The sequence below is a fragment of the Leptolyngbya sp. AN02str genome (assembly GCF_050565595.1).
GTDB lineage: Bacteria > Cyanobacteriota > Cyanobacteriia > Elainellales > Elainellaceae > Kaiparowitsia.
In genome coordinates this window covers 138952-150085 of sequence record NZ_JBNXVR010000013.1, presented here as the reverse complement: position 1 = coordinate 150085, position 11134 = coordinate 138952, and the positions used below count along the sequence as shown (strand labels likewise).

Here is an 11134-nt window from a genome sequence, read left to right as displayed (position 1 = left end):
ACAATCGGGCAAGCTCAGCAGGTCAGTAATCTGATGGATGAGCGCTCTAAAATCATCCAACTTTTGGGCCTACCTTACTGCCGTTACTACCTGCTTAATTAATTCCCAGCAACCTGCGGAATATCGGCTGGAAGATTGCTTCGTGACCGTTGGACTAATCACGTTCGCTTGAGCTTATTGATAACCCAGCACTGGTAAACCCTATTCAGGATAGACTCGAAATTGTCCTTGGAGCGCATTCGTAACTTAATGACAGTTACAACATGCGGGGCAACAATCTTAAAGCAATAAATTTGACAACTTACCTATTGCCCAAAGTGATCGCTTAGATCGTTATCTGACCTTGAGCACACAACCATAAGTTGAGCAGGCTACAAGGCATAAGTTGAGCATAATCCAGAGAACTGGGAGCCTGAAATCCCTATCTCTCCGATCTCAAATTCTAGTCAGTTTCGCCCAAAACAAGCATAAAGTGAGCATAATTCAAAATACAAGCCATAAAGTGAGCATAATTTGAGAACCTCTGAAAAGCTTGCTGCTACTGGATTGTAGCAATCAAACTTCCGACATAGAAAAATAATCGGCAGAATTAGATGTGGCACAAGCCTATGTAGCCTCCCCAATCGCCCAGTAAACAGTCCCTAAGCCTCTTACCCTATAGCTGGCTTTATAAGGTGAATCAGTTGAGCTATCCACTATTCCAGCTTCTGTAGGATCTGCTGCCATTGCTCAATTTGCCGCTGTAACCCAATGGCACGCTCGTTAAGGGGGGATGCAGGAGAATCGCCCTCTGCTGATTGGTCTTCCAACAAACCTGCTTCAGTTGATTCAGTCAATTCAGCTTCGGCTTGAGCGATCGCCTGCATCAGAATTTTCCCAGGCTAAGTCTCTCCTCTATAGATAAGGGCACTGTTCCGGGAGGCGCAATCAGTCCACGAGCAAGACGTTCTACAACTTCGCTGCGGCTGATGCCGATTGATTTAGCCTGCTGATCCAGGCTTTCTCTTGCTGTTGGTGTCAAGGACAGCAGAGTGTCTACCTTGACCTCATCATAAAATTCGCCAACCCCTTTACGGCTCTTATGCCCCTTCTTTGCCATAGCTTCGTCCGCTAACGTCAATAGGTGACATATGCCACCTATTGACGGAGCCAGAGAATTGACTTATAAGGTGGTATATGCCACCTGAATTCCAGGTGGATGTTCATTTTGTTTAAGCCAGTGTTTAGATTTGCCGTCTCACACTGGCTTAATTTCTCCCGCCCTTTCGGGGTTGGAGTTCTTACCCATCATGCGGCACAAGAGACTTTCTGGCAAAGGTTTAATCGCTGGGTAGTGTTTTGTGTGTCAAGTTGGATGCCTGGCTCTAGCCTGGCTCTGGTGCTTCCTGCTGAACAAAACGGTAGAAGTACCACAAAAACAAGTTCTTACTTGACTCTGCTATTGAGCAGGTAATTTTTCTCTGCCTAATTCAGGGAATGTTTTGGTGCAGCAAGTTGGATAGTGGATCGTTTTGCGGTAGAGGCGATCGCTCACTAACCCAAATCAATAGGAGGAATTTTCCCGGCTCAATGTCCGAAATATCATCCCATCTCCATCGCCTGGATCAGCTACGCTACCTTCCAATGGAGCCTACTGATTATTGCGAACGTTGGGTGACCGCTGAGTCAGGGAAGGGCTATCTGAAGGTTTGCATCAACGTCCTTGCCGAAGCAACAGGGTTAAGTCCTGGCACCATTAAAAATTGGGGAACTGACTTTCATCGCCGACCACAGTACGTGTTGCGATTATTGCGGCAAGCAGACCTATTGAACCAAATTAAAGCACTTGAACAGGCAGGACATCTGACCATTTCTGAGGACTCACTACGAGACTAAACAAATTGGTCATAGATCGTGAGTAAGTCGCTCTAAAACCCCTTGTATCTCTTCTATGACTTGTTTATTCTCCTGAATGCATTAGTGCGGGCGATGCCTTCAACAATTTGAGGGCGATCGCACCTGCCACCTCCAAAACTAAATCAGGAGCAGTATCCAGACTGGTGTTACTTCCGGCTATGCCTCAGTTTTGGTAAGGGAATGTTCTTAGCCCTTCTCCATCCAGGCAGTCTTAGGCTGAAATGCCAGACTTCTGAATGCTGCTTATGAATTGATCACGCTCTGTACAGTAGTGTTCAGAATATGTCCCACCCTCTATTTGGAATCTATCAATCTTTTCTGCGAGCTTCTGTTGTTCGCCTCCATCCTGAACTGGAATTGCTATGGCAACTGAACGACAACCTACAGGATGCCCCGTTACCTCCCCTGTCGTCCATTGTGACTAAACTCTCCCTTTGCAATGAGGTGATTGAAACGGATACCACTCGTGTGCTCGCGATGCCCGACTTTCATCTCTTTTTTCAAACCTGTCTGAAAAACTTCCGTGGAGCCTCCCAAGCCAAACTACTTTCCATTGACCCTGATCCAGACAACTGGGGTCTTCACGATTTCAGCGGGCAGATGGAACTCTTTGACTTTGAGCTATCGACCCAGCGTAGTGTGGATGGGAGTGGCAGGGCGTGCGTTATTTATTTTTATGCACTATCCGTTCGCCTGCATGAGTTTACCGCAGATCTCGAAGCCATTCAGATGGGGCGGTTGTATGAGTCCCCGTTCAGTTTTGTCAGCCAAGACTTTAAGTATCAGCAAGAAGAGATTGCTCGACAATTAGAAACTCAGTTTTCCCAACAGGATGTCATCCTACCCCAACTATTGGAGGAAGCTAGTTGCATTATTTGCTATGCTGCGCTTGCTTTTACTTTGGAGGCAAGAGTTGAGGCGTTTTGGCAGCACAAAGATGCCCCTCTGGAACAACTCCTCTCCGCGTTTACCCAAGTGCATACTTGATCCTGATTGTGCCCCTTAGTCTGTTGGTCAAAATGGTGTCTGAATCTCTCGCTCATCTCCTTACGGTTCACCATGCTATGCAAGTTCAGTGTGATGCTGTGGTTGATGAACAATTGATGGAACTTTATAGCCGCATTGCTCAACAAATAATGCAAATACGACAGATTGAAGCTCCCTACTTGGAGCAGCGATCGCAGTTATTGGAGCAAATTCGTCCTTACTTGGAGGATGATGCACGCTCTATACTGCCATTACCTGAATTTCAGATTTTCGTAGAGCAATTCTTGGCTACCTGCAACTCTAGCCTTAGAGTGGCTGATCATCCACCGATTATTTCGGTTAATCCTTCCACTTGGCTCTTAAACGGCATCCCATTTCCATTGCAGTTAAGCCACTACCGCTCGATTCAACAACCCAGATTTTATGCTTTTCAACTGACGGCGAGATTAGAAACTTGGCAACAGACATTTGCTGTAACGATCGCCCGCCCAACTGCTGATGGAAGTGAACTTGATTTTTTTGGAGTCGATAGACAATGGGCGGAAATTCTCGCTCAAATCCGGTTAGATACTGCAAGCCTTCATGTCTTTGAGCAGGACGCTCGGCTGGCGCAAGAGGTCGGATGCTTAATTTGTTTTGTTGGTTCGATATTTGAATTAATTTCTCCAACTGTTTGGTTCACGTTCCCTTAGACCATTCCTATATTTGATTGCTAGACAAATGTTAATTGCTCAAGTGCCCCTCAACTTAGATCAATTTCTTCAGAAGTATCCTATCCTTTTCAAAAAACTCTGTTTTTGGGCGCGTAGACGCGGTGTTGAAAATCCGGCAGCACAGGTACAGGAATATTTGACCGAATTGATTATTGAGGCAGACGAGGATGGAGACAATACCCTTCTGCTAAAAAAATGGTTCAGTGTGCTTTCCCCACAAGAACGAGTTGAATTAGTTCACCGCAGCCCTATTACAATTTCAGACTATCCAAATGGTGATTCCTGGTATTCCTTTAATTTAGGAGAGTACAGCGTTGTTACTGAACCTGTTCTACAGGAGATTTATTACAAAGGTCAATTGCAAGGTTTTATCACCCGTAATCGGTACAACTGTGAAGTGCTTAACTGCGATCGCATGTTAATTATCGACGTAGATATCTGCTCACCCTGGAATGATGAAATTCAAGACTGTGCTAAAAGCTCTCAAATTGCGATGACACAGCGACAAGCGATCGCAGCAGTGAAAAGCCTTACAGAACAGTTTCCTAAGTTAGGATTTAGAGTTTACAGGACACGAAACGGGTTGCGCCATATTTGTACAACACAACCTTTTGATCCACTTGATCCTGCGACCCATCGATTAATGCAGAGCTTCTACGTCGATCCACTATATGCTCGGTTATGCAAGTTTCAATCTACCTTTCGTGCTCGATTGACTCCTAAACCTTGGCGAGTCGATGAAGATTACGCAGAAAGATTTGTGTACGATCGCGTGACTAGACTAGTTCTCCCAGAGCCGAGCAATTACGCAGTTTGCTATTTGATTGACATTATTGGAAACCAAAAGATTATTTGTGAATTTGAGCCATTAATTCAGACCCATGACTCCTACTGCCATGTAAGTCATTTGAGTTTGGAACTGGCTTAGAGAGATGATTACCAATGCACGATGAAATCCAAGAAAACTCCATTATGAATCAAGAACTAACAGCGGATTTACTACCGTGGAGAGGTGGTTCTAAACTTCGTCAAGCCAGGATAAGAATGGGATACACACAAGCTGAATTTGCTCAGAAGATTAACTCAGCAGAAAGTACTGTGCGTTACTGGGAAAAGAATAAGCGCGTTCCGAAGTGGAATCGAACCAGAAGAGAAGCTATTGCACAAATCTTGAACCTGCCCATAGAGGAGATCTTGACCTGGTTTGAAACGGAAATATAAGAAACTGGCGATCGCCATGCTGAGTTCTCATTGTGGTACGTGACTCTAACCAAAAGGATTTGCCCACTGATGTTTTCCATACCTTGTAGCAAGCCCAACTAACTGCCCAGCAGCAACGCAAAAATTTTTTGGAATTGCCATAAGCAGGATGGATGGTTTCGCCCACTTTGCAGGGTGGCTAGAGTGGCTTATGAATGATTTGCTGACGATCACAGGTGGATTAGAACTCTGGCAGATTCTCCTGCTCGGCATTGTCCATTTGGGTTCGCAATTCTGTTATGCCCTAAAACTAAAATCCGCTGGACTTACAAAGCACTTTTTGTTGTTCTTGTATTGATGAGTACATTGCTGTAATGGTCTTACACTCAACTCGACCCCAGAAAGAACTTCCCAACCCGTGAATTAATTCCACAATACGGTTGCTGTTGGCTTGCTGATGGCATTGAGCATTCACACCTTCATTGCTGAGTTGCGCTACATTCCTTCTGAGTCAATGGAGCCAACTCTGGAAGTGAGCGATCGCCTTTGGTTGAGAAACTGAATTTCCGTTTTCGTCTCCCTCAACGAAACGATTTAGTAGTATTCAAAGCCCCTCCTTAATTAGAGACAATTAGAGACACAAAACCTGCATGATGACCTGATTAAACGTGTGGTTGGTTTACCAGAGGAGGAGGTGCAAATTCATAATGAGCAGATACTCGTTAATGGTAAGCCCGTTGCAGAACCTTTGAAGGAAAAACCAGCTTACAACTACAAACCTGTAACTGTTTCCATCACCAGTACTTTATTCTTGGAGATAACCGAAATCACAGTTATAGCAACTATCTTTGGGGAACTTGTACAAGAGCGAAACATAATTAGTCGGGCGGCTCTAAGAATACATCCTCTGCTTCAGTTTGAAGTATTACTGTAAAGATGGCTCAAGGCAATAAAAGCAATTCAAAAATATTTGTCTTAGTTCAAAATCCCTTGTTAGGAGTGAAGTATCTGCTTACAGAACTAAAGCCTTTAAGAAATAATTGTCAAAAGACTAGAATCATTTATCAATTTGCGCTAATTTGTATTTAGCTATTGCTGCTAAATCAACAGCATCGATAATCTCAGCCAAGTAACACAACGTGTCGCAAACTTCACTAATAGACATTTGATGTTCTGAGTTTATGGTAAATTTACCAGCAAAATATTGAAGAAACTTTTCATCTACAGATCCATTTCTGTGGGAGTATAGATGTCTTATTTGAAGTATTTTCTCTATCTCATTCTGCTTTGTTTCATCAAGTACACCCAAATCATTTATTTGTCTATTCTCTTTGATGAAGCCCTTCACGCTTCCTTTTTGTAGTTTACCAATTTTCTCCTTTGACCAATACTTTATAAATTCTTGTAAGTCTGAACAATTCAGAACCTCTTCAAGAGTAACCTGTTGTTTAGATTTTAATGTAGCTGGATTTGCAAGAAATATTTCGTACAACAAGTCAGAAAGGTATGTTTCAAAATTATCTACAAAAGACGAGAACAATATTCTTGTTAGGATTTTTCCCTCTTGGTTAGTTGTGGGTACATCCGCATCCACTGGGTAAAGAATCTGACTGAGATCGTCTAATATCTTTAGAATACTTTGATAATGACCAACTACTCTTATCTTGGAGTTTGTAGCTTTTTTCTTGTATTCTTCGAGTTTCTGATATATATCTTTTATCTTTAAGTATCCATCAGGCTTGAGCTTAACTTCGGTAGGATTTAGAAGTCTAACTGTAGAGCCAGCCCTTTGATAAATTTTATCTTCTACAGCAACTAACTCATCTGATTTCTCAACTTTGATCGCATAAAGTTTTTTCCCCTCATACACAACGTACTGGTAGTATACTTTGGGCTGAGGTGAAAGAAGATCTAAAGCTTTGTGAGTAATTGCATTGGCATGAAAATCTTCACTTAAACCATTTATCTCAAGGTTTTCTGATACCCCTAAAATAATATATCCGCCGTTAGCATTGGCAAACGAACTTATTAATTGAGCAATATTCCTTGAAGGTGGCAAAACTGCTTTATATTCAAGTATAGAACTTTCCGCTTGCCCAATAATTTGAGCTACTTCGTTTGTAATATCCATTTAATTAACGGGAATTCTATTAATACCTGTTGTCTTAAGGATTTTACCTAAAGTTAGTCTTTTAGGTTTATCAACTCCATTATCAGTCCACAACTCTGCATTAGAGGTATCTAGTGCATCTTTTTCAGAACTGTAGTAAATAATAACTTCTCCGTTATCTGATGGTCTCACAACAACATAAATAGGCAAGCCATCTTTCTTAATACCTCCAATCACAGTAGTGGCTAATTCTTCTAACTCACTGCAATCATAGGCTGAGAGAGATTTCAAATAACTTATTACATTAGCTTTTGATCTCTCGATCAATCTTTGAACAGCAAGAAACATTTCAACAGTTGGTGTAGATTTATGTGTGAATTGGGCTGCAATACCTTTATCTCGTAAGGCTTCCTCTAATTCTTCAATAGAAGTTACCCCTAAACTCAGTAAGGTTTCTTGAGTAATTTCTATTTTATTAGAGTCGTCAGCAAGAACATTTTGAGCCAACTTAAGCATACTCTTCAAAGCTGATATGTTCTCAGCTTTGAATTCTTCTAAGAGACTGGTTAACTCTTTTGCCTCTTGAATTCTTTCAATGATTGAAGAGTCATCTTCAATAATCTTTGCAACGTCAACAAGCTTAGACAAGTCTGTACAAGTTCGCATCACCTTGTAAAGGCTTTCCTTATCTCGTATCGTGTTCATAAAGATTTCAGCACGTCTACGATATATTTCTGGAAACAGTTCTTGCCCTTGCTCAGGATTCTTTTCAAACCATTCAGATAACAGACTAATGGATTTTACAAGGTTGGTAGTCCTAAACGTGTAAGGATGACTAATTTCTAGCTTGAGTAGGGTACAGCGGTAGCTGCTGAAATGCTATGTCTAATCTGCTGCGCTCTAACTTAGCCATGCCCTTAACAGTCCCCTGCTGCCCTAGTTGCCGCTCAGAGCACGTGGTCAAAAACGGCAGAATCCATAACGGCAAGCAAAACCACAAATGCAGCGACTGCGGTCGCCAGTTCGTCCAAGACCCGCAAAACAAGGTCATCGACGAAGGCACTAAACGCCTCATTGACAAGCTGCTGCTCGAGAAGATCCCACTCGCCGGGATTGCGAGAGTCACCGACGTTTCCGAACTATGGCTTCAGCAATACGTCAATGCCAAATACGAGCAGGTGCCCCGCCAAGTCACGGTGAGCACCAAAAAAAGGGGCGCTTGACCCTGGAATGTGACGAGGCGTGGTCGTTTGTGGGTCACAAAGGGAATAAACAGTGGATCTGGTTGGCGCTTGACCGCAGTACACGTGAGATCGTAGGCGTACATATTGGTGACCGGAGCCAGGAAGGTGCTCAAGCCCTTTGGGAGTCTTTGCCAGCGGTCTATCGCCAGTGTGCCCTCTGTTATACCGACTTTTGGCAGGCATACCGTGCGGTCTTACCGCCCCAGCGGCACCGTTCTGTTGGCAAAGAAAGCGGACAGACCAATCACATTGAGCGCTTTAACTGTACGTTACGGCAACGCGTCTCACGCTTGGTTCGCAAGACCCTTTCGTTTTCCAAGAAACTGGAGAATCACATTGGAGCAATTTGGTTTTTCATTCATTACTACAATGCATCCTTACCTCTTTAGCACTACCCAAGGTTTTCATTATTTTCATAGAAAGGTTTCTTTAGCTCTCTATTCAAAGTTTCTGTTATTCTGACTGCAATATCGCTTTTCTTTTTTTCCTTAATATGTTCTCTTATAAAACTTACATTTTTATGAAGTAGAATTTCCTTCCAGTCATCACCTAGTAAGGCTAAAACATAAATTAGCTCATCATCTTGTACAGCATCAATGTACAGGTTTATTTTCTTCTCAAAAGCTCCATTTTGATTAGGAATAGCCAGAGTTTTTTCAAAGAGTATGAGGTTACTCTCATTATTAAGAACAAATTCACCGAATGAGTTTAGCCATTCAAAAGTATCTTGCTCGTTTTTTCTTAAAACCAGACCAAGCTTACTAATATTTTCTTGTTTTGCTAAACCATTTACTAGCACTCGGTAATCTACTATCTTCCACCCATCCCACGATATATTACACCAATCATGAATGTGAGCTTTTCTACATACTGCATGTGGAGCTAAATCAAAAACAAACCCCCAAATTTTCTCTCTTATGGCTTCCGAGAAATCTTTCTCTGGAAAGCATAAATCCTTAATTGCGCTTTTTTCAGAGGTATCATCTTCAAGCTCAACAATTTTGACACTATAAATAAAGTCTCTAACTGGTTCTTGGATAGATGCCTTATACCATTGCTCATCAAAATATCTACTGTCTGTAGAAGGTACTCTAGTTTCTACAATATTATGTAAATCAAAAAAATCCTCCTCTGCAATTTTAGAAACTAGTTCTTGATATAATTCAATAGCACTTTCTAAAAGCTTTTGATTTTCTTCTACTTCATCATCAATACCTTTTAACCAAATTCCATCTCTCTCTGTTTGAGGATTGAAAAAGAAGCTATTGACAACTACAGGAAAATGAAAATTCTCAGTTCCGATAAGAGGGAAGTCACAAAACAGTTTTGGGAACCCTTTTATGCTCTTGATTAAGTAGCCTTTTTCAACTTTCTCAACATTAGAAGCAATTGCAACTTTTTCATTAGAGAGACACAAAATTAAAATATCAGCTTCTTTGCCATTTTTTATTTGTGAAATATGCACTATGGAATCATCACCTGATTCCCTTCTATTTTCAAATGAAGTAGTGCTTTTACTAATATTGTCTCTAATTTCAATTTTTTCTATCTTGGGAACAAACGCTAAAACGAAAGGGATTAGTTTTGAAAATTCTTCTACTCCAATTTTGGCAATTCTTTTTTGTTCTTCTGTTTCTAAATGGTAACAAAAAGACGTATTAAATCCGTTTTTATTGTAATCAGTGTTTATTTCTTTAATGGATTCACGAAAATGTTTCCAGGAATCTGCAATTCGAGGCATAAGTTGCGTTGTTGTTCTGCCTCGCCGATCTAATAAAAATTCAAACTCATAAAAACTTCTATCGGGTGCTTCTAAAATTCCCTTAATGTTAATTACCCTTGAAAGCAGGTGTGTTGTAAGAAAACCTGTTCCAAACCTACCTGTTTTTTTAGTTTGTTGTCCTTCTTCAACTTCTTTAGAAGAAATTTGGCTGATTAGCCCTACTACATCTGCATCTGTGAAATGGGTTCCATTATGCCTAAATTCAACACTTTCTTCATCAAGCTGTATCTGGACAGATACAGTTCTGCTATCATCCTCCGCTATACTGTCCTTCGCATTTTGCAAGAGTTCCCAAGCCCAACGCCCTTGGTTATTCTCAACAGTTTTTTCTAAATCATGTAAGCGTTTTACTATTTTGTCAGCAATTGACCGATCTCCAGCTTCTCTCCTGCCATCTTCAATTGATTGAATCATAATCACTTCTGACGATTTGCAAAATCAGGGCTACCTACAAATGGCTTAGATTTCACCACAAAATCTGATAGCAGCCAATAAATACTTCACATTCTACTGTGGTCTTTAAAGCTACCTTAATTTCTTCAATGTTTCTTCAGACCACTCCACCTTACATTTCACAAGTACAATCGAGACTGGAGTAAGTTTTTCCTTGTCGGTTTCCATTAAGCATTAATACTTGGCTTGTGGCAGAGAAAATCGAAATGTACTCGCCCCAAATCGCTTTCTATCTCAATTCGACCAGACTGAGATTCTACTAACCGTTTGGTGAGTATCAACCCAATCCCTAATCCTTCCTGCCGCAGTTCCCTCGATCGCCCTCAACGCCGAAAGCGATCGAATTCACGCGATAAATCCGCAGCAGAGATGCCAATCCCCGTATCCGTGATACTAACCCAAAGGTACTTCGGGTCATAACTCACCGAAACCGTGACGCTAGTCTCCAGCGTACAGTTCAACGCATTCGTCACCAGATTGACCAGAATTTGCTGGGTGCGATCGGGGTCAGCAAAGATCGGGGGAAGAAAATCAGGGCAATCGAGGGTTAAACGACAAACTTCCTGACGTTCCTGAATGGCTAAGGAACGGACCACCTCTGTATTAAGGGTTGAGGTTGAACAACCAGAAAGTTTAAGTGGAGGAGTTCAAACTCCAGCGTGGTTAGCTCAATCGACTCGACTGGTGTACCAAGAGTCTTCTGAGCCACCACCTAGCGGAGATCGTGTACAGAGCGCGACCAACATGG

The 11134-nt window shown here is 41.8% G+C and carries 12 protein-coding genes and 1 pseudogene; 6 read left to right on the top strand and 7 right to left on the bottom strand.

Going from position 1 to position 11134, the window contains the following annotated elements; all coding sequences use genetic code 11:
- Positions 1-695: 695 nt before the first annotated feature.
- Positions 696-866, bottom strand: a complete 171-nt coding sequence (locus tag ACQ4M4_RS12570; RefSeq protein WP_430684823.1) for a hypothetical protein — start codon at positions 864-866, stop codon at positions 696-698.
- Positions 866-1099 carry a hypothetical protein gene (locus tag ACQ4M4_RS12565; RefSeq protein WP_430684822.1) on the bottom strand — a complete coding sequence of 78 codons (234 nt, stop codon included), beginning with the start codon at positions 1097-1099 and terminating at the stop codon, positions 866-868. Before ACQ4M4_RS12565 ends, ACQ4M4_RS12570 begins: the two co-directional genes overlap by 1 nt.
- Before the next feature lie 470 nt (positions 1100-1569).
- Here ACQ4M4_RS12565 and ACQ4M4_RS12560 point away from each other — a divergent pair, with 470 nt between their 5' ends.
- The gene (locus tag ACQ4M4_RS12560) at positions 1570-1875 is read left to right on the top strand and encodes a hypothetical protein (RefSeq protein WP_430684821.1); all 306 of its coding nucleotides are present in this window, start codon (positions 1570-1572) and stop codon (positions 1873-1875) included.
- Between the two features lie 232 nt (positions 1876-2107).
- Here the strand turns inward: ACQ4M4_RS12560 and ACQ4M4_RS12555 are convergent, their stop codons facing one another.
- Positions 2108-2254 carry a hypothetical protein gene (locus tag ACQ4M4_RS12555; RefSeq protein ID WP_430684825.1) on the bottom strand — a complete coding sequence of 49 codons (147 nt, stop codon included), beginning with the start codon at positions 2252-2254 and terminating at the stop codon, positions 2108-2110.
- Between the two features lie 706 nt (positions 2255-2960).
- On the opposite strand from ACQ4M4_RS12555, the gene ACQ4M4_RS12550 reads away from it, so the two are divergent.
- From ACQ4M4_RS12550 to lepB, 4 genes and pseudogenes are all read left to right on the top strand, one after another.
- Entirely contained in the window at positions 2961-3575 is a 615-nt protein-coding gene (locus ACQ4M4_RS12550) for a hypothetical protein (RefSeq protein ID WP_430684820.1), read from the top strand.
- A gap of 28 nt (positions 3576-3603) precedes the next feature.
- Positions 3604-4524: a hypothetical protein gene (locus ACQ4M4_RS12545; RefSeq protein ID WP_430684819.1), complete on the top strand. Its 921-nt coding sequence runs from the start codon at positions 3604-3606 to the stop codon at positions 4522-4524.
- A gap of 14 nt (positions 4525-4538) precedes the next feature.
- Positions 4539-4817 carry a helix-turn-helix transcriptional regulator gene (locus ACQ4M4_RS12540; RefSeq protein ID WP_430684818.1) on the top strand — a complete coding sequence of 93 codons (279 nt, stop codon included), beginning with the start codon at positions 4539-4541 and terminating at the stop codon, positions 4815-4817.
- Positions 4818-5244: 427 nt separating this feature from the next.
- Positions 5245-5730: pseudogene (lepB, locus tag ACQ4M4_RS12535) on the top strand (signal peptidase I); the annotation flags it as partial.
- A gap of 123 nt (positions 5731-5853) precedes the next feature.
- On the opposite strand, the gene ACQ4M4_RS12530 reads toward lepB, so the two are convergent.
- Together ACQ4M4_RS12530 and ACQ4M4_RS12525 are read right to left on the bottom strand one after the other, a co-directional pair.
- Positions 5854-6927, bottom strand: a complete 1074-nt coding sequence (locus tag ACQ4M4_RS12530; RefSeq protein ID WP_430684817.1) for an AlbA family DNA-binding domain-containing protein — start codon at positions 6925-6927, stop codon at positions 5854-5856.
- Positions 6928-7611, bottom strand: coding sequence for a hypothetical protein (locus tag ACQ4M4_RS12525; protein ID WP_430684816.1), 684 nt, complete (start codon positions 7609-7611; stop codon positions 6928-6930).
- 206 nt (positions 7612-7817) lie between these two features.
- Between ACQ4M4_RS12525 and ACQ4M4_RS12520 the strand changes: the two genes are divergently transcribed.
- A protein-coding gene (locus ACQ4M4_RS12520; RefSeq protein ID WP_430684714.1) for an IS1 family transposase occupies positions 7818-8539 on the top strand; the annotation gives its coding sequence in 2 pieces (ribosomal slippage) (positions 7818-8115 and positions 8115-8539; 723 coding nt in all).
- Between the two features lie 2 nt (positions 8540-8541).
- On the opposite strand, the gene ACQ4M4_RS12515 is transcribed toward ACQ4M4_RS12520, so the two are convergent.
- Together ACQ4M4_RS12515 and ACQ4M4_RS12510 are read right to left on the bottom strand one after the other, a co-directional pair.
- A complete protein-coding gene (locus ACQ4M4_RS12515; RefSeq protein WP_430684815.1) occupies positions 8542-10347 on the bottom strand; it encodes a sacsin N-terminal ATP-binding-like domain-containing protein in 1806 nt (601 codons plus the stop codon).
- A 362-nt stretch (positions 10348-10709) separates the two neighbouring features.
- A complete protein-coding gene (locus ACQ4M4_RS12510; protein WP_430684814.1) occupies positions 10710-10982 on the bottom strand; it encodes a sensor histidine kinase in 273 nt (90 codons plus the stop codon).
- Positions 10983-11134: the final 152 nt, after the last annotated feature.